Below are 19,506 nucleotides of genomic sequence, written 5' to 3' on the forward strand. Positions count from 1 at the left end.
ATGCAATGCGCCGCAGAACAGCGCTAGTAATTCGTCACTTGACGAAGAAAGGAGATCGAAGTGCGAAAGTTTTTTGCCCGTGATCTGCAAGAAACATTCGAGCGACTTGGTCAGGCTGTCGATTGATTTGTGTTCCTGCACCGTTACACAAGCGCCTCTAAGGGCGAGAACCGAAGTCTCTTCGAGGCACTCGTAGGGGTAATCCCGGTAGGCAGATATATCCTTGATAATTGTCATAGGTACACCCTATGCCAGAGTCGCCTATAAGGGCTATTTTTGAGCTGTCATATGGGTATAGACAACATCATGCAAAAAGCAAAAGACCGAGCTCATCGAGGAACAGCACGCCTTCGTGCGCCAGGGTGATTTCCCCCGGCTGCGGGCGGCTGCCGCCACCGACCAGTGCGGGGGCGGAGGCGGTGTGGTGTGGCTGACGGAAGGGCCGCTGAGGCCAGTGGGTCAGCGGCCCGCGCCCGGCGACGGAGTGGATCGCCGCCACCTGCAGCGCCTCGTCTTCGTCCAGCGGCGGCATCAGACCGGGCAGGCGACTGGCGAGCAGCGTCTTGCCAGTGCCGGGTGGTCCGCTGAACAGCAGGTTGTGCGCGCCGGCGGCGGCGACCAGCAGGGCGCGCTTGGCAGCGGTCTGGCCCTGCACTTCGGCGAGGTCGGGGTAGGGCGGCGTGGCGCGCAGCAGGCCGTTGGCCGCGTAGGGACGCAGGCGTTCCTGGCCGCTGAAGTGCGCGGCCAGCTCCAGCAGGTGGCCGACGGCGTAGACGGTCAGGCCACTGGCGAGGCTGGCTTCCTCGGCGTTTTCCTTCGGCACCACCAGCGCACGGCCGGCGGCGCGGGCAGCCAGGGCGGCGGGCAACACACCGGGCACCGGCCGCAGCGTGCCGGAGAGCGCCAGTTCTCCCAGGCATTCCAGTTCGTCGAGCCCGGCGGCGTCGGCCAACTGGCCGCTGGCAGCGAGGATGCCCAGGGCGATGGCCAGGTCGAAGCGTCCGCCGTCCTTCGGCAGGTCGGCCGGGGCGAGGTTGAGCGTGATGCGTCGGTTGGGAAAGTCGAAGCCGGCATTGAGCAGGGCACTGCGGACGCGGTCCTTGCTTTCCTTCACGGCGCCTTCGGGCAGGCCGACCAGGGTCAGGGAAGGCAGGCCATTGGCGAGGTGCGCCTCGACGGTGACGCCGGGCGCTTCCACACCGACCTGGGCGCGGCTATGGACGATGGCGAGGGACATGGATCACTCCTGGATCGCATGCCGCCCGCCCGATGAGCGTTATTCGGTGGGGACGGCGGTATCGGCAGGCGGCGAGAGCTTGGCTTCCATCTCCGCGACCTTGGCTTCGAGCGCCTCGAGGCGGGCGCGGGTGCGCGCGAGGACGACCATCTGGCTGTCGAATTCGTCGCGGCTGACCAGGTCGAGCTTGCTGAAGGCGCTCTGCATCAGAACCTTGAACTGGGCTTCCAGCTCGGCCTTCGGCAGGGGCGATTCGCCACCGAACAGGCGTCCGGCTTGTTGGCTGATGGCATCGAGGAAGGCTTTGGGCGGCAGCATGGTTCATGGGTTCCGGATTGAATCAGAGCGCAGTCTATCACGCAGCCGGCGCTGGCTGCGGCGCGTGGGGTTGCACGCTTTTTGAGCAGTGTGCCCGCTCGGCGTGCGCGCTTTCGGTGCGCCAAAAGCGCGCTGGCGAATCGCCAGAAACCCCGTTTTTGCGCCAAGTGCCTGATGGCACGGGCATTTCCACGAACTGGCAAGCTTCATGCTTTGGGGCATACATGGCGTGCACCGATGCAGTTCCGGTGCTGCAGGCGAGGCAGGGGATCGCTTCGATCAAGGCAGTCGGAGTGCTGAGGTAGGGCGGCCGGCGCATTACAAAAGCCAGACACTGCGCTTAGACTTGTCTCCGGGTTCGTTCTTCCTGGGGCGGGTCCACCAAAACACGGGAGAGAGTTACATGAAGCTAGTCACAGCCATCATCAAGCCGTTCAAGCTGGACGACGTTCGTGAGTCGCTGTCCGAGATCGGCGTGCAGGGCATCACTGTGACCGAAGTCAAAGGCTTCGGCCGGCAGAAAGGTCACACCGAGCTGTACCGTGGCGCGGAATACGTTGTCGATTTCCTGCCGAAGGTGAAGATCGACGTCGCCATTGCCGATGACCAGCTGGATCGTGTTATCGAAGCCATCACCAAGGCCGCCAACACCGGGAAGATCGGTGACGGCAAGATCTTTGTCGTAAATCTGGAACAGGCCATTCGTATCCGTACCGGCGAAACCGGCACCGACGCGATCTAAGCCAAGCCCACACCGAACCCCACGCCCCAGGAGAAACAACAATGACTCTGCGCAAATACGCAGGGCTAGGCGCCCTATTGCCCCTCGCAATGCCCGGTCTGGCCTTGGCCGACGAGGCTGCGGCCCCCGTCCTGAACAGCGGCGACACCGCCTGGATGCTGATTTCCAGCGCCCTGGTGCTGCTGATGACCATCCCTGGCCTTGCCCTGTTCTACGGCGGCATGGTGCGCGCCAAGAACGTCCTGTCGATCATGATGCAGTGCTTCGCGATCACCGCGCTGATCAGCATCCTCTGGGTCGTTTACGGCTACAGCCTGGCCTTCGATACCGTCGGCATGGAAAAGGGCGTGGTCAACTTCGCTTCCTTCGTCGGCGGCCTGGACAAGGCCTTCCTCAGCGGCCTGACCACCAGCGGCCTGACTTCCGCCGCCGCGCTGTTCCCTGAGAGCGTCTTCGTGATGTTCCAGATGACCTTCGCGATCATCACTCCGGCGCTGATCGTCGGTGCCTTCGCCGAGCGCATGAAGTTCTCTGCGATGCTGATCTTCACGGCGCTGTGGTTCACCCTGGTCTACGCACCGATCGCCCACATGGTCTGGAGCGGAGACGGCGGCCTGCTGTGGGACTGGGGCGTGCTGGACTTCGCCGGCGGCACCGTGGTGCACATCAACGCCGGTATCGCCGGCCTGGTAGCGTGCATCGTCCTCGGCAAGCGCAAAGGTTATCCGACCGCTGCCATGGCTCCGCACAACCTGGGCTACACCCTGATCGGCGCCGCTCTGCTGTGGATCGGCTGGTTCGGCTTCAACGCCGGTTCCGCTGCTGCCGCCAACGGCACCGCTGGCATGGCCATGCTGGTTACCCAGATTGCCACCGCCGCCGCCGCCCTGGGCTGGATGTTCGCCGAGTGGATCACCCACGGTAAGCCGAGCGCCCTGGGCATCGCTTCCGGTGTGGTTGCCGGTCTGGTTGCCATCACTCCGGCTGCCGGTACCTGCGGCCCGATGGGTGCCATCGTGATCGGCCTGGCTGCCGGCGTGATCTGCTTCTTCGCCGCCACCAGCCTCAAGCGCGCCGTCGGTTACGACGACTCCCTGGACGCCTTCGGTGTGCACGCTGTCGGCGGTATCGTCGGCGCCCTGCTCACCGGCGTGTTCGCAGCTCCCGCCCTGGGCGGCTTCGGCACCGTGACCGACATCGGCGCGCAGCTGTTCACCCAGTTCAAGGGCGTGGCCTTCACCATCGTCTACACCGGGATCGTCAGCTTCGTGATCCTCAAGGTCCTGGACCTGGTCATGGGCCTGCGCGTCTCCGAGGAAGAGGAAACCGTGGGTCTGGACCTCTCCCTGCACAACGAGCGCGGCTACAACCTGTAAGGGTTCGCGCAAGTTCGACGAAGGGCGCCCTCGGGCGCCCTTTGTTTTTTCGATCAGCACGCTAGAATGCGCGCGCATCACCGTAGCCGACGGAGGAGGCCCGCCATGTGGCAGCAGAAGACCATCACCCTGCGCCCTCGCCCGCGAGGTTTCCACCTGGTCACCGACGAGATTCTGGCTGCGTTGCCGGAGCTGTCGAGGTGCCGGGTGGGCCTGCTGCACCTGCTGTTGCAGCACACCTCCGCTTCGCTGACGGTGAATGAAAATGCCGACCCCTCGGTGCGCCGCGATTTCGAGCGATTCTTCAATCGCCTGGTGCCCCAGGGCGGTAGCGGCTATGAACATGACTACGAAGGTCCGGATGACCTTCCGGCGCATTTCAAGGCCAGCCTCCTGGGCTGTCAGCTGACGCTGCCGATACAGGAAGGAGGCTTGGCAATGGGCACCTGGCAGGGTATTTATCTCGGCGAGCACCGAGACCACGGCGGCCCGCGCAGGGTCGTGGCGACCTGGCAGGGCGAGCCTGTATGAATTTTTTCCGGCGGCGTTCGTCAAAGCGCGCAGCTGGGCTATAACTAACGTGCTTTGCAGCACCACAGAGGTTGAACAATGAGCGACGAAGAACTGGAACAGGACGAGCTGGACGGCGCTGACGAGGACGATGGTGAGGAACTCGCCGCGGCTGACGACGGCGACGCCGAAGCAGACAGCAGCGATGGGGATGAAGCCCCTTCTCCCAAGGGCGGTGGCAAGAAAGCCAAGGCCGCTGCGGAAGAAGAGGAACTGCCCTCTGTCGAAGCCAAGCAGAAGGATCGTGACGCACTGGCCCGCGCGATGGAGGAGTTCCTCACTCGCGGTGGCAAGGTGCAGGAGATCGAGCCGAACGTTGTGGCTGACCCGCCCAAGAAGCCGGATAGCAAATACGGCAGCCGCCCTATCTGATAGCTGACGCTTCATGAAAAAGCCCCGCCGCTCCTCAAGGAGCGGCGGGGCTTTTTCATGTCCATTTGTTGCATTGTTCAGTTATGTAGGAGCGAGCTTGCTCGCGAACCGCCCCGAGTCTCAGAGCCGCCCGGAGCGCCGTTCGCGAGCAAGCTCGCTCCTACGAAAAGCCCATGCGTCAGAGCTTTGCCAGGATACCCGGCAGCTCGGAGAGGTTGTGGATGATCGCGCTCGGTGCTTCTTCGCCATCCCACGGCTTGCGCGCCGGGTTGAACCAGATCGCCTTCATGCCCGCACGGCGCGCCCCGGCGATGTCATCGCTGGGATGGTCGCCGATGTGCACGGCATATTCTGCCGCCACGCCGCCGCGCTTGAGGGCTTCCTGGAACGGGTGCGGGTCGGGCTTGCCGACGCCCAGCTCTTCCGCGCAGAGGGCAAACTGGAAGTAATCGGCCAGGCCCAGACGCCGCACGTCGGCATTACCGTTGGTGAGCACGCCGAGGATGAAGCGGTTGGCCAATTGCTCCAGGGTCGGGTGCACCTCGGGGAACAGCGCCACCTGGTGCCGCGCGTGTAGGAAGGTCTGGAAGCCGGCCTCGGCCAGTTCGGTCGCCTCGGGCTGCGGATAACCGGCATCGAGCAAGGCGTGGAGCAGGATGCGCCGGCGCAGTTCGCTCAGGCGGTGGCGCAGCATCGGGTCCTGCTCCATCAGCCGCGAACGGATCGCCCACAGGTGCTCGATGGGCACCGGCCCCAGCTGCGCCGCGTTCACGGCGAGCCAGTCGCGCAGGGTGGCTTCGGCGCTGTTCATCACCGGGGCAACGTCCCACAGCGTGTCGTCGAGGTCGAAGGTGACCAGGCGGATACTCATTCTTCTGCTCCGGGTTTACGGCGTGCCCGCGGGTGGGCCTGGTCATAGACCGAGGCGAGGTGTTGGAAGTCCAGGTGGGTGTAGATCTGCGTGGTGGCGATGTCGGCGTGGCCGAGCAGTTCCTGCACCGCGCGCAGGTCCTGGGAGGATTCGAGCATATGGCTGGCGAAGGAGTGCCGCAGCATGTGCGGATGCAGGTGCTGGCCCAGCTCGCGCACGCCGGCTTCGCGCACGCGCAGCTGGATGGCGCGCGGCGTCAGACGCTTGCCGCTGCGGCCGATGAACACGGCGTTGTCCTGCGGCGACACGGTGGCGCGTAGCGGCAGCCAGGCCTTGATGGCTTGCCGTGCGGCGCGGCCGACCGGCAGCTCGCGCACCTTGTTGCCCTTGCCGTGCACGCGCACCAGGCCGTCCTTGAGATCGAGCCATTCCAGGTCAAGTCCGACCAGTTCGGAGAGGCGCAGGCCCGAGGAATAGAACAGCTCCAGCAGCGCCTGGTCGCGGCGAGCGATGAAGTCATCCTCGACGCCACCGTCGAGCAGTTGCGCGGTACGGTCGGTATCCAGCGTGCGTGGCAGCTTGCGTGCGCCCTTGGGGGCGGCGAGACCGTCAGCGGGATCGTGCCGACAGCGGCCTTCGCGGATCAGGTACTGGTACAGCCCGCGGGTGGCCGACAGCAGACGCGCCAGGCTGCGGCTGGCGAGGCCCTGCTGGTGCAGGCGAGCGACGAACAGGCGCAGGTCGCGCACCTGTAGCGCCGACCATTCGTTGATCGAGGATTTCTCACACAGCGCGGCGAGGCGCGCCAGGTCCCGACGGTAGCCGTCGAGCGTGTGCACGGAGACCTGGCGTTCGCTGCGCAGGTGTTCCAGATAGGCTTGCAGATCGGCGTCGAGCGACAAGCGGAAAGCTCCCAGTGATACAGCCAGGCTGGCAGCTTACCGCGTTGCGAAGGTCAGCGTACCGAGCGCAGTGGTGTGGAGAAGCGCGGCAGGGTCCGCGCGAGGACTTCGGCGACGTAGCCCAGGAACAGGGTGCCCAGCGAGCTCTTGTAGTGTTGCGGGTCGGGGCTGCCGATCGCCAGCACGCCGTGCAGGCCCTGGAAGGTCAGCGGCACCACGGCGGCGGAGCCGACCTGCTCGCGTTCGCTTTCGCAGAACAGGAAGGCCAGCTCGTGAGGGCGCAGCACGCCGCAGACGGTCTTGCCGCCCGACAGCAGGCCACCGATGGCCTGGTGCGCCTCGGCGCTGCTTACCGAGCGGCCGACCGGCAGGTTGTTGTCACTGAACAGGATCAGGCTGACGTAGGGCACGAGGAACTCGTGGCGCAGGCTGTCTTCCACCGTGCTGACGATTTCCTCCAGGCTGGTAGCGTCGAGCAGGTCGAGCACCAGGCGGCGGGTCTTGTCGAACAGGCGGTCGTTGTCGCGGGCGACATCCATCAGCTGCGAGAGCCGATGGCGCATCTCGATGTTGCGCTCGCGCAGCAGGCGTACCTGGCGCTCCACCAGCGACACGGCATCGCCCGGCTGGTGCGGAATGCGCATCTCCGGGATCAGCTCGTCATGATCGACGAAGAATTCAGGGTGCCGGCGAAGATAGTCGGCGACCTGTTCGGCTTCGAGCGTAACGGTGGGGTCCTGCGGAGTATCGGTCATAAGCGTCCCGGTTATAGACGTACCTGGCCTTCGAACACCCGCACGGCGGGCCCGGTCATCATAACGGGCTGACCCGGTCCTGCCCACTCGATGGACAACCGTCCGCCGGGAAGGTCGATCTGTACCGGCGATTGCAGCCAGCCCTGGCGGATGCCGGCGACCGCAGCGGCGCACGCGCCCGTGCCGCAGGCCAGCGTCTCGCCGGCACCGCGCTCCCAGACGCGCAGGCGCGCCTGGTGCGGGTTGACGATCTGCAGGAAGCCGATGTTGGCCTTCTGCGGGAAGCTTTCGTGGATTTCGAGTTTCGGGCCCAGGGTGCGTACCGGCGCGCTGTCCACGTCATCCACGCGCAGCACACCGTGCGGGTTGCCCATGGAGATCGCCGCGAGGTCGTAGCGCTGGCCGTCCACTTCGAGGGGATAGCTCAACGCCTCGCCATCGGCCTTGAACGGCACCTGCTCGGGTTGCAGGCGCGGCGGGCCCATGTCGACGGTGACCTGGCCATCGTTGGCGATGGTCAACTCGATCATGCCGCCCTTGGTTTCCACGCGGATGGTCTTCTTCGAGGTCAGGCGCTTGTCGACCACGAAGCGGGCGAAGCAGCGCGCGCCGTTGCCGCACTGTTCGACCTCGGTGCCGTCGCAGTTGAAGATGCGGTAGCGGAAGTCCGCGTCCGGCGTGCTCGGCGGCTCGACGATCAGCAGTTGATCGAAGCCGACCCCGAAGTTGCGGTCGCCCCACTGTTTGACGTGGCGTGGTTGCACATGGGCGTGCTGGCTGACCAGGTCCAGGACCATGAAGTCATTGCCCAGCCCATGCATCTTGGTAAAGCGCAGAAGCATCGTCGTCTCGGCCTCAGTCCGGCAGCAGGCTTTCGCCGGCGAACAGCTCTTTTCGTGTTCCGTGGCGACGCACCCAGTGCGCGGCCGAGCTATCCACCAGCACCTCGGCGGCGCGGCCCCGGGTGTTGTAGTTGGAATTCATGACGAAACCATAGGCGCCGGCCGAACGCGCGGCCAGCCGGTTACCTTCTTCGCGGACGGGGTTGCGGAGCTGAGCGTGTAGATCGCCGTTACCGCTTTGCAGCATGCCGAAGCGCCCGGCGATTGCCGGCGGCGGCACGTCTGCCGCGAACAGTTGCCCGTCGCGGACGTCGAAGGCGTCCATGGGAACGCCCTCAGAGACCGTAGCGGTCCTTGCTGTGCTCGCTCTTGGCCTTCTGGTCGTCCGGCAGGTACAGCGGGCCTTTCTGGCCACAGCCGGCCAGCGCGGCGGTGAAGACGGCGAGCGCGACGAAGGGAAGCAGCAGTCGCTTCATGGCGGAATCCTTGTAATAAAGCGTCGATTGCCCCGGAGTATACCGACCCCCCGCCGGCTTGCCTATTCAAGCGGGCGCCCGCCCGGCGGGGCTTGCGGCTCGCGCCGGAAGGGCCAGTGGCCCTATGATGGGGGGCAAAAAACGGAAAGCCCCATGGACTATCGCGATCCCCTGCCCAGTTCGGTGTCGGTGGCCTACCTGCAGGGCCTCGTGGAACATCTGCAGCGCCAGGGCGTGGACCCGGCGCAGTTGCTGGCGACGGTGCACCTGGAGCCCTCGATCCTTGCCCAGCGTGACCAGCGCATCGCCGCCAGCGCTTATCTGGAACTGGTGGGTGCCGGCGTGCGCCTGAGCGGCGACGACAATCTCGGCCTGCACCTGGGCGAGGCCGTGCGCCCCGGTTACTACGGTGTGCTCGGCTACCTGATCATGAGTTGCGCGACGCTTTCCGACGCCCTGCATCGGCAGGCGCGCTACGCCTCGCTGGTGGGCAACCTGGGCCGTGTCGAACTGGCTGACGAGCCTCCGCGCGCGGGCTGCGAGGCGCTGGTGAAACACAGCTGGGAGCCGTTGTTGCCGCAACAGCAACGGCAGATGAGCGAGGAGACGCTGGCCGGCTGGGTCAGCTTCGGCCATTGGGTCAGCGGTGTGGACGAGGTGCCGTTCGAAGTGCGCTTCAGCCATGGCGCACCGGCGGACGTCAGCGAACACGAGCGTATTTTTCGCTGCCCGGTGCTGTTCGATCAGCCGGACAACGCCCTGGTCTTCCCCAAACGCCTGCTGGCGCTGCCGCTCGGCCAGGCCGACGCCCAGGTGCAGCGCACCCTGGATGCCTACGCCGAGCGCCTGCTGGTGGAGATCAACAAGGGCGACAGCGTGCTCGACCGCGCGCGCCTGGAGCTGGCGCGCCAGCTGCCGGAGCAGGGCGCGGACCTGGAGCGCCTTTCGCAGACGCTGGCGCTGAGCCCCCGCACCCTGCAGCGGCGGCTGCGCGAAACCGGCTTGTCATTCAGCCAGCTGGTGGACGAAACCCGCCAGCAACTGGTGCTGCACTACCTGCGCGACCCGGCGCTGGACACCGCCGACATTGCCTATCTGCTGGGCTTCAGCGAAGCCGGCTCGCTCGCCCGTGCATTCCGGCGCTGGACGGGGCAGAGTCTGGGCGAATACCGGCGTAAACTGGTGCCTTTGACTGATCCCGAGGACGATGCATGAGCACTTTGAGCGAAGCCCGCTTCCATGACCTGGTGGACGCTGTACAGGTAACGGTGGAGGACGCCTTCGACGACAGCGACCTGGACCTGGACCTGGAGAATTCCAGCGGCGTGCTGACCGTGCGCTTCGAGAACGGTACCCAGCTGATCCTCAGCCGCCAGCCGGCGCTAGGCCAGCTGTGGGTGGCGGCGCGCTCCGGCGGCTTCCACTTCGACTACGACGAATCCGGCTCGCTGTGGATCTGCGACAGCACCCGCGAACCACTGGGCGCGTTGCTCAACCGCGCGACCCTGGAGCAGGCAGGCGAGGATGTCGACTTCCCCGGCATCTGATCCGCAGGCGAGCGTCGCTTCCCCCTGCTGCCGGCGCTGCTGCCTGGACGACGCGGACATCTGCGTCGGCTGCGGACGCACCCTGGGCGAAATCCTGGAGTGGAACGAGGCCGATGGCGAGCGACGCCTGGCGATCCTGGCGGACTGCGAAAAGCGCCGAAACAACCGGCGGCCGAAGTGGTGACTGGTCGGTGTTGCTTATTTTCTGTGCTGTGTTAGTGTCCGGGAAAACCCCGCCTTGGGCGGGGTTTTTCTTTTTTCGGATTTCACTGCGCGTTCGCTTGCCGAACGTCTTTACTGCCAGAACACCCAGGGCCCCGAACGCGCGAGCGTCCGGGGCTCTCCTGTAAGGAGACTGCCAACCATCATGACCACGACACCCATCACCGTTACTCGACTCGACCTGCAACGTCTGGAGCGCATGCTCGACAGCCTGGATGAGTACGGCCCCGCGGCCGAGGCGCTGGAGGCCGAGCTGGCCCGCGCCACGGTGGTCGGCCACGACGAGATTCCGCCGGGCGTGGTCACGATGAACTCCACCGTGCGTTGCCGCGAAGAGGGTAGCGGCAAGGAGTACCACCTGACCCTGGTCTATCCGGCTGACGTGAAGGGTGAGGGCAAGGTCTCGATCCTCGCCCCAGTGGGCACCGCGTTGCTGGGCTTGACCACCGGGCAGACCATCGACTGGCCCGCGCCCAGCGGCAAGACGCTGAAGCTGACCCTGCTGGAAGTGGAATACCAGCCCGAAGCGGCCGGCGACTTCGATCGCTGAGTTCCCCTGTCGGGAACGTCTCTCCCCGGGCGCTTCAGGCTTCGGCCAGCGCCCGGTTCAGAGCCTGCTCCAGGCTCTGCTTGTAGCGCAGGAAGTGCACCGTCTGTAATCCCCCGCCTTCGCGCATGGCCGACAGGTCCAGGTCGGTGATGTAGCAGGGGTAGCGCTCCTGTCCGCGCCGGCGGTCGAGGATGTGCCGGGCCACGGCCTGGAACAGCTCGTTGCCGAACTCCAGCTCCGAGAACTCGCGGTGGTTGCAGAACAGCGTGGTGCGTGCGCGCTGGCCCTCGCCCGGTTCGACGATCGCCTGCACGTTGTAGAACGGCAATGCCTCCAGCGGCTGCGGTGCGTTGCGCCGTTCGATGCGTTGTGCCCGCTGGTGACCGTTGGTCACTACCTCGTAGAAGAGAATGTCGGCGCCCACCGGCCCCTGCGCTTCCAGCAGCGAGATCACTGCGTTGCGGCGATACTGCACCGATTGCAAAAAACGTTGCAGTGGCAGCAGCAGGCCTTCCTCGGTGTCGTATTCCTGGCGGCGCCGCCAGAGGGCGTTGCGCTCGTCGAGAATGGTGATTTCCGCACTGCCTTCGTCCAGGCGGTAGAACACCTGCACAGTGTTGGCCCGGCCCAGCGGCAGGATCATGGCGAGGTCGTCGCCCTCCAGCGCGTGCCGGTCCAGCTGCAGGAAGCCGCTCTCGTCCTGGGTGTCGCCCAGGTGATCGACCAGTGCCGACAGCCCTTCGATCACCCGATGGCTGACGCTCCCCGGTATCAGGTGCAGCAGGTGGAAGTGCTGGCGCACCTGCAGCAGGTAGCGCCCGCCCTTGCCGCTGGCGAGCTGCGCGTGGGCGTCGCGGAACAGGTCTTCTACGCGCTGGGCGATGGCCGTGGCGCGGTTGCGGCAGAAACAGCGAACCAGCAGGCGCGGTGGCGGGGCGTCGGTGGGCAGCGTGTTGAGGAATTCGCGTAGGCAGTCGAGCAGCGCGTGTGGCCCGGAGTAACGGCTGACCAGCAGCTCGTTCCAGCTGTTGAGGGTGATCTGATCGAGCGTCAGCACCAGGTTGTCGCGCACACCGGAGTAGCCCAGCGAGTCGGTGCGCTCGGTGGTCATGTGCACGTTCATCTGGCTGTGCTGGCGCAGCGGATCGACGCCGACGTTCACCAGCAGCAGCACCTGCGAAGGCACCGCGTTACGCAGCAGGGCGCTTTCCGGCACCTCGTTCAGCGGCAGCGCAATGGCTTGCTGCAGGCAGCCCAGCAGGTTCTGCAGTTCGAATTCGCTGAGGTCGCTGGCGCCCGGTTGCAGAGACAGGCGCGTGGTGGCGTCGATCACGCCATTGCGGTGGCTCCAGGCGAGCAGCTCCATAAGGTCGCGGGCGCGGCGCAGCGGGGCGAAGTCGGCCATCTCCTGCAGTGACAGGTTGCCGCTGTACAGCGCCCAGAACGGTGGTTTGCCCGCTTCGCCGCCTGGCAGCTGGGCGAGGGTAAGGATGTCCTCGGCCATGTCCGGGGCGATGCCCGGGTTGATGAACTCGACCTTGCCGGCCTTGCGCTCGAAGGCGGCGTACAGGCGCCGACCGAGGATGCCCATGTCGCGTGGATTGATGCCGCTGGCGGCGTGCTGCAGGCGGGCGAATTGCGAGAGGAAGCGGTAGCTGTGGGTCAGTTCGTTGACCAGTGCGCGGCGCTCCAGCAACACCTGGCGCACCTTCCACTGGCTGCGGCTGTCGAGCTGGGCGAAGGCGCGACTGTCCCACTTCCAGGGGGCGGAAACGCGCTCCATTACCTTGCGTTGCCAGCTCTTGTGGCTCTGGCGTGGCGGGCGGCTGAGCTTCTTGCCGACCTTCAGGTAGAGGCAGCGGCGGATCAGTTCCAGGCGCTCGGTTTCGCCGCGTTCCTTGAGGTATTCCTCCAGGCGGCGGTAGAGCATGACGTAGGGGTCCAGTTCCTCCACGTCCAGGCGTCCGGCGTAGATCGCCTGCTTGTAGCGCAGGCTCAGGCAGGAGACCTGCGGGTGTTCGCTGGCGTAGACCTCGGTGAGCAGCAGCTTGAGCACCGACTTGTAGGGCGACTCGATACCCTTGAACAGCTGCCACATGCCGGCGCCGATGAACTCGCCCGGTGGGATGCGTGCCAGGTGGCCGAGGTCGAGGACGTCCTCGGCGCGGATAAAGCGCTTGCTCAGCAGGGTCTGGCAGTATTCGGCGTAGCGGTTTTCTTCGTAGACCGGCACCAGCCACCACAGTGGCGTGCGGCCACCGAGCCAGATGGCGGTGCGGTAGAACTCGTCCAGCAGCAGGTAGTGCTGGCTGGTGCCGCAGTCGTCCGAGGTCAGCCGGGCTTCGCGGGCGCCCTGGGTGTAGTGCTGCGGGTCGACGAGGAAACAGTGCACCTCGGCGCCCTGGGTGGCGGCCCATTGTTCGAGCAGTTCGCACTTGCGGCGCAGCTCCGCCAGCTCGCGTTCGCTGAGGTCAGACGCATGGCAGACCCACAGGTCCAGGTCGCTCTGCTCGGCCTGGGCGACGGTGCCCAGGCTGCCCATCAGGAACAGCCCGTGGATCGGCAGCGGCGGATTGCCGCGACGGGGCTTGTAGCTGAAGGAGCGGGTCAGGCGCTGGGCCTCGGCGAGGATCTCGTCGTCAGGGACGAAGTTCGACAGTCCGGCGGGCGTGCTGGCCGAGACGTAGCCGGGCAGCAGCGGGTGGTTCACGTCCAGCAGCAGCGGCAACAGCTTGAGGACCAGTTGCTGGCGTGTAGAAAGCGCTTCGCTGGCCCGATGCAGGCGCGCGGCATTGACCTTCAGGAAGCGCTGACGCAATTGCGCCAGCACCTTTCGGTCAATACCGTCGTCGATGTCCGGGCGGATTTCGGGGGAGAGCGTCATGGCGTACTGCTGCCTGGCCAGCGGCGCCGCATTACCGAATGCGGCGCTTGGAAGTGTGCCAGGTTATCGCCCGCTCGCAGGGGAACTTGAGGTCAGCCGCGCAGGATGCCGAGCAGGACCTGGGCGTGCTCGGCGGCGTCGAGTCCGAGGCCGGTGAGATAGCCGCCGTCCTCCTTGTCGATCAGACCCTTGGCGTGGAGTCGGCCGGCAGCGGCCACGGCCTCGGCAGAGGCGTCATGATGGACTTTCAAGCCCGCCTGGCTGTTCTCCAGGTCATACAGCGCCAGCAGATCAAGTTCTTCAACCATTTCTTTGGTGAAAGCCATTCTTCTAACTCCCGATGGTCAATGAGGCTTCAGTGTAGTCTCAAGTCCGACCGGTTCGGCAAGCGCTGTTATGCCGCTGTCTCATTCGGCAACAGTGCCGTCGGGCAGTGTCGGCAGTGCGCGCAGGGCCTGTTCGTACCATTCGCCGTTGAACGGGCGGTCTTCGGCCAGCATTGCCTCGATCTCGTGGGCGAGCACCAGGGCCATCAGGTGCAGGGCGTCCTCGCGCTCGTAGCCGACCAGGGTCAGCTTGTTGAATACCGCGCGAGCGGCCGCCGGGCTCTCGCTTTCGATCTGGTTCTCGATGGCCTGGACCAGGGTGTCTTCGGCAAAGGACTCTTCGCTGTCGTCGTGTTCGCTCATCACAGTGTTCTCCGATGGGCTTGTGAAGCGCCGGGAAGTTGGCCAACCTGCGGGGCAACTTCTGGCTGTGAAGGATCGTCGGGCGACATGATCACCTATTACACCCTGGTCGGCGACCGCCTGGTGCGCCACAACGGCAGCGAATGCCATGGCATGCCCAAGGACACGCTATGGATCGACCTGTTCCGGCCCACGGCCGAGGAGGAAAAGTTGCTGGAGTCGATCATCGAAGTCGACGTGCCAACCCAGGAGGAAATGGCGGAGATCGAGGACTCCTCGCGCTTCTACGAGAGCAAGGGCGCCCTGTACATGACCACCACGGTGGTCGGTGGCATCCGCGAACACAACCCGACAACCTCGGAGGTCACCTGCGTGCTGACCCCGCACTGGCTGGTGACGGTGCGCTACACCGACCTGATGGCCTTCCGCACCTTCGAGACGCGCACCCAGCGCGGTGGTTGCGAGGGGCGCAGCGACCAGCTGTTCGTGACCCTGATGGACAGCGTGGTGGACCGTATCGCCGACGTACTGGAAAACGTGCAGAAGCAGCTCGATTCGTTGGGCAACAGCATCTTCCGCGAAGGCCAGGCGGCCACCGAAAAGGCTGACCTGCAGGAAGTGGTCAAGCAACTGGGGCGCAAGAACTCGCTGCTGTCCAAGCTCAACGAGAGCCTGCTGAGCATCAGCCGGCCGCTGTCCTATTTCCGCCAGGGCAGCAATGGCTGGATCAGCGATGAGGTGAAACTGGGCATGAAGTCGGTGGAGCGCGACGTGCGCTCGCTCAGCGAATACCAGACGAAGATGGCCGGGGAGATCACCTTCCTGCTGGACGCCACGCTGGGGCTGATCAACATCGAGCAGAACAGCATCATCAAGGTGTTTTCCATCGCCGCCGTGCTGTTCCTGCCACCGACCCTGGTGGGCACGGTGTACGGCATGAACTTCGCCCACATGCCGGAGCTGCAGTGGCTGGCGGGCTACCCCATGGCGCTGGTGGCGATGGTGATCTCGGCGATCATTCCCTACTACTGGTTCAAGTACAAAGGCTGGCTCTAGACGGGGTTGATGCGGGTCAAGAAAGGCTCGCCGCGCGGGTTGCACAGTGGAAGGCCGTCCCCACGTCTCACAGGAGGAGACCATGCCGCAATCCGAAGCCAACAAGCCCGCCATCGCGTCGCCGCCTGAAGCGCCTTCCGAGGGCGGCGCGCAGATCCAGGCGCAGAGCCAGGGCCCGGTCGCACTGACTGTCGCCATGGCCCCGCGCGGCAGCAACGAGGACTCCAGCTCCGCCCAGCTGCCAGCCAGCTATCCCTACCGCAAGCGCCTGCAGCGCAGGGAATACGAGAAGGCCAAGGCCGAGCTGCAGATCGAGTTGCTGAAGGTGCAGAACTGGGTGAAGGAGACTGGCCAGCGCATCGTTCTGCTGTTCGAGGGTCGTGATGCCGCCGGCAAGGGCGGCACCATCAAGCGCTTCACCGAGCACCTCAACCCGCGTGGCGCCCGCGTGGTGGCGCTGGAGAAGCCCAGCGACGCCGAGCGCGGCCAGTGGTACTTCCAGCGCTACATACAGCACCTGCCCACGGCCGGCGAGATCGTCTTCTTCGACCGCTCCTGGTACAACCGCGCCGGGGTCGAGCGCGTGATGGGCTTCTGCTCGCCGCGCCAGTACCTGGAGTTCATGCAGCAGACGCCGGAGCTGGAGCGCATGCTGGTGCGCAACGGCATCCACCTGTTCAAGTTCTGGTTCTCGGTGAGCCGCGAAGAGCAGCTGCGCCGCTTCGTTTCGCGCCGCGACGACCCGCTCAAGCACTGGAAGCTGTCGCCCATCGACATCCAGTCGCTGGACCGTTGGGACGACTACACCCAGGCCAAGGAAGCGATGTTCTTCCACACCGACACCGCCGATGCGCCCTGGGTGGTGGTCAAGTCCGACGACAAGAAGCGCGCGCGACTCAACTGCCTGCGGCACTTCCTGCACAGCCTGGATTACCCGGACAAGAACCCGAAGATCGCCCGCGCTCCGGATGCGTTGCTGACGGGCCGTGCCGCATTGATGGACCGCGATGAGCTGGAGCGCCCGGCCCAGACAATGGTGCCGGTGCAGGCGCCGGAACCTGAGCCTGAACCGGAATCGGAGTCCATCCCGGCCTGAGGTGTTACTGCTGGCTCATCAGCATGAGCTGGCCGGAGACGGCGCGGGCGTTGCGATCGACGATGATCGGCGCCCAGGGCCGGCCCGAGGCACTGACACCGCTGTTGCTCTTGCTGTTCATGTCCAGCAGCGCCTTGCTCAGGTACTCCCAGCGGGTGCGCAGCTTCTTGGTGGCGTCGCTGTCGGGCAACTGGTCGATGCGCTGGGTCAGCAACGGCACCAGCACGCTTTCGTCCTGGCCGAGGTATTCCTGCGGCTGTTCGCGGGCCAGTTCCAGGCCGCTGATGTAGGCGCGGCCCAGGTACTGGGTGGCCAGGTATTCGACGCGCACCGGCAATTCCCACAACGGAATCTGGTTGGTATCGGCGGTGGCCGGAACGAAGCGCTCGATCTGGTTGAGCAACTCGCGCAGTGACCGGCTCAGGTCCTGGTTGTAGCGCCAGGGCAGGTCTTCTTCCTTGGGGCCGTAGGAAACGCCATTGCGAATCTGCGTAACGAACTCGGTGTGGGCCTTGCGCAGCGCGTCATCGGCCTTGGCGTAGGCCTTGACGGCACCGTCCAGCGTGGCCAGGTCCTTCTCCAGCTGGGCGGCATGGGTTTCCTGGAAACCTTCGCCGCGCAGCAGCAACAGGCTGTTGATCGAGCGGCAGGTGTAGACCTGCAGGGTCTGCAACTGCAGTTCCTCGCTGGGGAGGTTGGCCTGGGCGGCGAGGGCGAAGAGTCCGAAACAGCACAGCATGAACCCACGAACGACATCGAACATGGCGGAGGCGTCCTTATTGTTATTGTGTGCCGCGCGATTCGCCGGGTGTGTGTCTTTTTGGCGCCAGAAACGCAGCTACCCCTAGGCTAGTCGCGAAAGCGGGCGCTGCAACCGTCCGAAAGAGTGATTTGCGCAGGCGATGCCTGGTGCGGGAGAAGGTGCCGGCGGAAGGTCAGGAGGGGGAGGACTGCTCTGGGGAGAGAGCCGGACCTTCCGCCGGGCTTGAGGGGTAGCCGTGCGCGTGTCAGAAGCGCCAGTAGGCGGAGAGAGTGGTCTGGTCGAGGTCGATGTCGCCGACGTCCAGGTATTCCTGTTCCAGGCGCAGGCCCAGGCCGCCCAATACGTCCACTTCGCCGCCGAAGCCGTAGAGCGGGTCGAGGTCGTCGGACTTGCCGGCGACGTCATCGTCGGCATGCCAGGCGTGCACGCCGGCGATGCCGTACAGGCGGATGCGCTGGCCGATGGGGAAGCCCAGGTGGACGTTGGCTTGTACGGATTGACCGTCGAAGTGCCTGCGGTCGTCGCTCATCTCGCCGAAATCGACCACTGCGCCTTCGAAGGACAGGTAGTTGTTCAGACGGTAGCCGGCGTAGAGCTTGTAGCTGTCGTCCTGGTCGTCGAAGGAGCGGTCGTCGATCTCGAGGCGAGTGACGCCGCCGCCGACGTAGAGGCCGCGGTCGTCGGCCATCACCAGTGCCGGAGCGGTCAGCGCGAGAGCGCAGAGGAGTTTCGAAAGGCGCATAGGATTCCCTTGCGGCCGGTGGGAAGCAGCGGCCGCCTTGCTGTCTTGCGGAGGATTTGGATGCCGCTCTGGCGCGGGCTTTTCGGCGCCAGCGCGGCGGCGGGGGCATTAGAGCGGGGCGGTAGCGTGCGCGACCATCGAAGCTTGTCGAGAGTCGCCTGGCTTTTGTTCTAGAGGCTGCTGTTCTGGAGAGTGCCGGTTCGGATCAGGCGTGGGCGGCCTGGCGCAGGCGCTCGCCGTCCAGAATCTCGATGCCGCCATAGCTCAGGCGCACGATGCCCTGGGCTTCCAGGTCCTTGAGGATCTGGTTGGTGGTCTGCCGCGACAGCGACAGCATGGCCGCGAGCTGTTCCTGGGGCAGGTGCAGTTCGCGCTTGGCGGTGGCCGACTCGCCGTAGCCCTCGGCGATCATCAGCAGGCGCCGGGCCAGACGCGGCGCGGCCGGCAGCAGTGACAGCTCTTCCAGGACGGCGAAGGTAATGCGCAGCTTGTGGCTCATCAGCAGGGCGAAGTCGCGCCAGTACTCCGGGTGCTGCGCCAGCAGCGCCTGCAAAGGCGCGAGGGGAACCTGGAGAAGGACGGTGGCGCCCTCTGCGTAAGCGTCGTGGGTGCGCGGCTGGCCGTCGAACAGGCAGATCTCGCCGAACCAGTTGGGCGCCTCCACCAGCGCCAGCAATGCTTCCTTGCCACTTTCCCCAACCACGCTGACGCGCATTGCGCCTTCCACCACGCAATACAGGCCACACGGCGCGTCGCCACGGGCGAACAGGCGCTGGCCGGCGGGCAGGCGCCGCACCACGGCGGCGTCGCGCAAGGCCTGGCGCAGACCGTCCGGAAGGGTCTGGAACCAGCGGCCTTCTTGCAGGCAGGAGAGGTAAGGCTTGGCGTCGGTCATGGGCAATGTCGGCTAGCTGACAGAGTGGCAGGGCACACATCGCCATCATGCCAGTACCTTGCGGGAGAACAACAATGAAAACTCTGGTCGATCACCTTGCCCAATATGCCGCCTACCACCGTGACCGGCGGAACATCGTCAGCCACTTCATCGGCATCCCGATGATCGTGCTGGCCATCGCCACCCTGCTGTCGCGCCCCGGCTTCGAGCTGGCCGGCCTGCTGGTCTCGCCCGCCACGCTGCTGGCGCTGGCTTCGGTGGTGTTCTACCTGCGCCTGGACCTGCGCTTCGGCCTGCTGATGACCGCGTTGCTGGCGCTGTCGCTGTGGATCGGCGCGGCGCTGGCTGCCGGCACGACTGCCTACTGGCTCACCTGGGGCATCGGCCTGTTCGTGGTGGGCTGGATCATCCAGTTCGTCGGCCACTGGTACGAAGGGCGCAAACCGGCGTTCGTCGATGACCTCACCGGGCTGATCGTCGGTCCGCTGTTCGTGGCCGCCGAAGCCGCGTTCCTGCTCGGCCTGCGCGATGAAGTCCGCCATGCCGTGGAAGAGCGCGCCGGCCCCACCTGCATCCGCGAGAAGAAGGCGACCGCCTGATT

General features: G+C 65.5%; 24 protein-coding genes and 2 pseudogenes. 11 read left to right on the top strand and 15 right to left on the bottom strand.

The genetic code is table 11. The annotated features are described in order from the left end of the window. The 3 genes and pseudogenes from FAS41_RS31065 to FAS41_RS28005 all read right to left on the bottom strand — a co-directional run. Positions 1–237: hypothetical protein (locus tag FAS41_RS31065; protein ID WP_218939139.1), on the bottom strand; the 237-nt coding region annotated here is incomplete at its 3' end. 88 nt (positions 238–325) lie between these two features. Next, positions 326–1,237: pseudogene (locus tag FAS41_RS28000) on the bottom strand (YifB family Mg chelatase-like AAA ATPase); the annotation flags it as partial. 39 nt (positions 1,238–1,276) lie between these two features. Beyond that, positions 1,277–1,555, bottom strand: a complete 279-nt coding sequence (locus FAS41_RS28005) for an accessory factor UbiK family protein (protein WP_138526578.1) — start codon at positions 1,553–1,555, stop codon at positions 1,277–1,279. Between the two features lie 403 nt (positions 1,556–1,958). Between FAS41_RS28005 and glnK the strand changes: the two genes are divergently transcribed. The 4 genes from glnK (at position 1,959) to sutA (ending at position 4,615) form a co-directional block, all read left to right on the top strand. Beyond that, on the top strand, positions 1,959–2,297 hold the full coding sequence (gene glnK, locus FAS41_RS28010) for a P-II family nitrogen regulator (RefSeq protein ID WP_003457590.1): 339 nt from the start codon (positions 1,959–1,961) through the stop codon (positions 2,295–2,297). A 41-nt stretch (positions 2,298–2,338) separates the two neighbouring features. Continuing rightward, complete coding sequence (locus tag FAS41_RS28015) at positions 2,339–3,673, top strand: ammonium transporter (RefSeq protein ID WP_138526579.1); 1,335 nt, start codon at positions 2,339–2,341, stop codon at positions 3,671–3,673. 105 nt (positions 3,674–3,778) lie between these two features. Beyond that, a complete protein-coding gene (locus FAS41_RS28020) occupies positions 3,779–4,204 on the top strand; it encodes a secondary thiamine-phosphate synthase enzyme YjbQ (protein WP_138526580.1) in 426 nt (141 codons plus the stop codon). 78 nt (positions 4,205–4,282) lie between these two features. Further along, positions 4,283–4,615 (top strand): transcriptional regulator SutA, encoded by a 333-nt coding sequence (gene sutA / locus FAS41_RS28025; protein WP_138526581.1) that lies wholly within the window; start codon positions 4,283–4,285, stop codon positions 4,613–4,615. 178 nt (positions 4,616–4,793) lie between these two features. Here sutA and FAS41_RS28030 read toward each other — a convergent pair whose 3' ends face one another. From FAS41_RS28030 to lptM, 6 genes and pseudogenes are all read right to left on the bottom strand, one after another. After that, entirely contained in the window at positions 4,794–5,486 is a 693-nt protein-coding gene (locus FAS41_RS28030) for an HAD family hydrolase (RefSeq protein ID WP_138526582.1), read from the bottom strand. Continuing rightward, on the bottom strand, positions 5,483–6,388 hold the full coding sequence (gene xerC / locus FAS41_RS28035) for a tyrosine recombinase XerC (RefSeq protein ID WP_138526583.1): 906 nt from the start codon (positions 6,386–6,388) through the stop codon (positions 5,483–5,485). The genes FAS41_RS28030 and xerC overlap by 4 nt, the downstream gene beginning before the upstream one ends. 53 nt (positions 6,389–6,441) lie before the next feature. Then, complete coding sequence (locus FAS41_RS28040) at positions 6,442–7,143, bottom strand: DUF484 family protein (protein WP_045215418.1); 702 nt, start codon at positions 7,141–7,143, stop codon at positions 6,442–6,444. Between the two features lie 11 nt (positions 7,144–7,154). Continuing rightward, positions 7,155–7,985, bottom strand: coding sequence for a diaminopimelate epimerase (gene dapF, locus FAS41_RS28045; protein WP_138526584.1), 831 nt, complete (start codon positions 7,983–7,985; stop codon positions 7,155–7,157). Between the two features lie 13 nt (positions 7,986–7,998). Next, positions 7,999–8,214, bottom strand: a pseudogene (locus tag FAS41_RS30915) (diaminopimelate decarboxylase); the annotation flags it as partial. A gap of 106 nt (positions 8,215–8,320) precedes the next feature. Then, positions 8,321–8,461 (bottom strand): LPS translocon maturation chaperone LptM, encoded by a 141-nt coding sequence (gene lptM / locus FAS41_RS28055; RefSeq protein ID WP_081515193.1) that lies wholly within the window; start codon positions 8,459–8,461, stop codon positions 8,321–8,323. Positions 8,462–8,614: 153 nt separating this feature from the next. On the opposite strand from lptM, the gene FAS41_RS28060 reads away from it, so the two are divergent. From FAS41_RS28060 to rnk, 4 genes are all read left to right on the top strand, one after another. Beyond that, positions 8,615–9,676, top strand: coding sequence for an AraC family transcriptional regulator (locus FAS41_RS28060; protein WP_138526586.1), 1,062 nt, complete (start codon positions 8,615–8,617; stop codon positions 9,674–9,676). Beyond that, positions 9,673–10,008: an iron donor protein CyaY gene (gene cyaY / locus FAS41_RS28065; RefSeq protein WP_138526587.1), complete on the top strand. Its 336-nt coding sequence runs from the start codon at positions 9,673–9,675 to the stop codon at positions 10,006–10,008. Before FAS41_RS28060 ends, cyaY begins: the two co-directional genes overlap by 4 nt. Continuing rightward, positions 9,986–10,192 (top strand): DUF1289 domain-containing protein, encoded by a 207-nt coding sequence (locus tag FAS41_RS28070; protein ID WP_138526588.1) that lies wholly within the window; start codon positions 9,986–9,988, stop codon positions 10,190–10,192. Before cyaY ends, FAS41_RS28070 begins: the two co-directional genes overlap by 23 nt. 183 nt (positions 10,193–10,375) lie before the next feature. Beyond that, positions 10,376–10,780 (top strand): nucleoside diphosphate kinase regulator, encoded by a 405-nt coding sequence (gene rnk / locus FAS41_RS28075; protein ID WP_138526589.1) that lies wholly within the window; start codon positions 10,376–10,378, stop codon positions 10,778–10,780. A 34-nt stretch (positions 10,781–10,814) separates the two neighbouring features. Here the strand turns inward: rnk and FAS41_RS28080 are convergent, their stop codons facing one another. The 3 genes from FAS41_RS28080 to FAS41_RS28090 all read right to left on the bottom strand — a co-directional run bounded on the left by FAS41_RS28080 (position 10,815) and on the right by FAS41_RS28090 (position 14,353). Further along, complete coding sequence (locus FAS41_RS28080) at positions 10,815–13,664, bottom strand: class I adenylate cyclase (RefSeq protein WP_138526590.1); 2,850 nt, start codon at positions 13,662–13,664, stop codon at positions 10,815–10,817. A gap of 92 nt (positions 13,665–13,756) precedes the next feature. Continuing rightward, complete coding sequence (locus FAS41_RS28085) at positions 13,757–13,990, bottom strand: TIGR02647 family protein (RefSeq protein ID WP_138526591.1); 234 nt, start codon at positions 13,988–13,990, stop codon at positions 13,757–13,759. A gap of 81 nt (positions 13,991–14,071) precedes the next feature. Then, positions 14,072–14,353 (bottom strand): hypothetical protein, encoded by a 282-nt coding sequence (locus FAS41_RS28090; protein WP_138526592.1) that lies wholly within the window; start codon positions 14,351–14,353, stop codon positions 14,072–14,074. 87 nt (positions 14,354–14,440) lie between these two features. Between FAS41_RS28090 and FAS41_RS28095 the strand changes: the two genes are divergently transcribed. Continuing rightward, positions 14,441–15,409 carry a magnesium transporter CorA family protein gene (locus tag FAS41_RS28095; protein ID WP_138526593.1) on the top strand — a complete coding sequence of 323 codons (969 nt, stop codon included), beginning with the start codon at positions 14,441–14,443 and terminating at the stop codon, positions 15,407–15,409. A 196-nt stretch (positions 15,410–15,605) separates the two neighbouring features. Further along, complete coding sequence (ppk2, locus tag FAS41_RS28100; protein WP_246084955.1) at positions 15,606–16,505, top strand: polyphosphate kinase 2; 900 nt, start codon at positions 15,606–15,608, stop codon at positions 16,503–16,505. 4 nt (positions 16,506–16,509) lie between these two features. Here ppk2 and FAS41_RS28105 read toward each other — a convergent pair whose 3' ends face one another. From FAS41_RS28105 to FAS41_RS28115, 3 genes are all read right to left on the bottom strand, one after another. Then, the gene (locus FAS41_RS28105; protein ID WP_138526595.1) at positions 16,510–17,268 is read right to left on the bottom strand and encodes a hypothetical protein; all 759 of its coding nucleotides are present in this window, start codon (positions 17,266–17,268) and stop codon (positions 16,510–16,512) included. A gap of 244 nt (positions 17,269–17,512) precedes the next feature. Beyond that, positions 17,513–18,010 carry an outer membrane beta-barrel protein gene (locus FAS41_RS28110; protein WP_138526596.1) on the bottom strand — a complete coding sequence of 166 codons (498 nt, stop codon included), beginning with the start codon at positions 18,008–18,010 and terminating at the stop codon, positions 17,513–17,515. A gap of 205 nt (positions 18,011–18,215) precedes the next feature. Then, complete coding sequence (locus FAS41_RS28115; protein ID WP_138526597.1) at positions 18,216–18,905, bottom strand: Crp/Fnr family transcriptional regulator; 690 nt, start codon at positions 18,903–18,905, stop codon at positions 18,216–18,218. 74 nt (positions 18,906–18,979) lie between these two features. On the opposite strand from FAS41_RS28115, the gene FAS41_RS28120 reads away from it, so the two are divergent. Further along, a complete protein-coding gene (locus FAS41_RS28120) occupies positions 18,980–19,504 on the top strand; it encodes an Mpo1 family 2-hydroxy fatty acid dioxygenase (RefSeq protein ID WP_138526598.1) in 525 nt (174 codons plus the stop codon). Positions 19,505–19,506 lie beyond the last annotated feature (2 nt).

It is taken from the genome of Pseudomonas nicosulfuronedens, assembly GCF_005877905.1.
Taxonomy (GTDB): Bacteria; Pseudomonadota; Gammaproteobacteria; order Pseudomonadales; family Pseudomonadaceae; genus Pseudomonas; species Pseudomonas nicosulfuronedens.

What these genes read in the sequence shown, in the direction of transcription:
- FAS41_RS28005 (WP_138526578.1), bottom strand. Translation starts at nt 1,555, where the DNA reads ATGCTGCCGCCCAAAGCCTTCCTCGATGCCATCAGCCAACAAGCCGGA.
- glnK (WP_003457590.1), top strand. Translation starts at nt 1,959, where the DNA reads ATGAAGCTAGTCACAGCCATCATCAAGCCGTTCAAGCTGGACGACGTT.
- FAS41_RS28015 (WP_138526579.1), top strand. Translation starts at nt 2,339, where the DNA reads ATGACTCTGCGCAAATACGCAGGGCTAGGCGCCCTATTGCCCCTCGCA.
- FAS41_RS28020 (WP_138526580.1), top strand. Translation starts at nt 3,779, where the DNA reads ATGTGGCAGCAGAAGACCATCACCCTGCGCCCTCGCCCGCGAGGTTTC.
- sutA (WP_138526581.1), top strand. Translation starts at nt 4,283, where the DNA reads ATGAGCGACGAAGAACTGGAACAGGACGAGCTGGACGGCGCTGACGAG.
- FAS41_RS28030 (WP_138526582.1), bottom strand. Translation starts at nt 5,486, where the DNA reads ATGAGTATCCGCCTGGTCACCTTCGACCTCGACGACACGCTGTGGGAC.
- FAS41_RS28040 (WP_045215418.1), bottom strand. Translation starts at nt 7,143, where the DNA reads ATGACCGATACTCCGCAGGACCCCACCGTTACGCTCGAAGCCGAACAG.
- dapF (WP_138526584.1), bottom strand. Translation starts at nt 7,985, where the DNA reads ATGCTTCTGCGCTTTACCAAGATGCATGGGCTGGGCAATGACTTCATG.
- lptM (WP_081515193.1), bottom strand. Translation starts at nt 8,461, where the DNA reads ATGAAGCGACTGCTGCTTCCCTTCGTCGCGCTCGCCGTCTTCACCGCC.
- FAS41_RS28060 (WP_138526586.1), top strand. Translation starts at nt 8,615, where the DNA reads ATGGACTATCGCGATCCCCTGCCCAGTTCGGTGTCGGTGGCCTACCTG.
- cyaY (WP_138526587.1), top strand. Translation starts at nt 9,673, where the DNA reads ATGAGCACTTTGAGCGAAGCCCGCTTCCATGACCTGGTGGACGCTGTA.
- FAS41_RS28070 (WP_138526588.1), top strand. Translation starts at nt 9,986, where the DNA reads ATGTCGACTTCCCCGGCATCTGATCCGCAGGCGAGCGTCGCTTCCCCC.
- rnk (WP_138526589.1), top strand. Translation starts at nt 10,376, where the DNA reads ATGACCACGACACCCATCACCGTTACTCGACTCGACCTGCAACGTCTG.
- FAS41_RS28080 (WP_138526590.1), bottom strand. Translation starts at nt 13,664, where the DNA reads ATGACGCTCTCCCCCGAAATCCGCCCGGACATCGACGACGGTATTGAC.
- FAS41_RS28085 (WP_138526591.1), bottom strand. Translation starts at nt 13,990, where the DNA reads ATGGCTTTCACCAAAGAAATGGTTGAAGAACTTGATCTGCTGGCGCTG.
- FAS41_RS28090 (WP_138526592.1), bottom strand. Translation starts at nt 14,353, where the DNA reads ATGAGCGAACACGACGACAGCGAAGAGTCCTTTGCCGAAGACACCCTG.
- FAS41_RS28095 (WP_138526593.1), top strand. Translation starts at nt 14,441, where the DNA reads ATGATCACCTATTACACCCTGGTCGGCGACCGCCTGGTGCGCCACAAC.
- ppk2 (WP_246084955.1), top strand. Translation starts at nt 15,606, where the DNA reads ATGGCCCCGCGCGGCAGCAACGAGGACTCCAGCTCCGCCCAGCTGCCA.
- FAS41_RS28105 (WP_138526595.1), bottom strand. Translation starts at nt 17,268, where the DNA reads ATGTTCGATGTCGTTCGTGGGTTCATGCTGTGCTGTTTCGGACTCTTC.
- FAS41_RS28110 (WP_138526596.1), bottom strand. Translation starts at nt 18,010, where the DNA reads ATGCGCCTTTCGAAACTCCTCTGCGCTCTCGCGCTGACCGCTCCGGCA.
- FAS41_RS28115 (WP_138526597.1), bottom strand. Translation starts at nt 18,905, where the DNA reads ATGACCGACGCCAAGCCTTACCTCTCCTGCCTGCAAGAAGGCCGCTGG.
- FAS41_RS28120 (WP_138526598.1), top strand. Translation starts at nt 18,980, where the DNA reads ATGAAAACTCTGGTCGATCACCTTGCCCAATATGCCGCCTACCACCGT.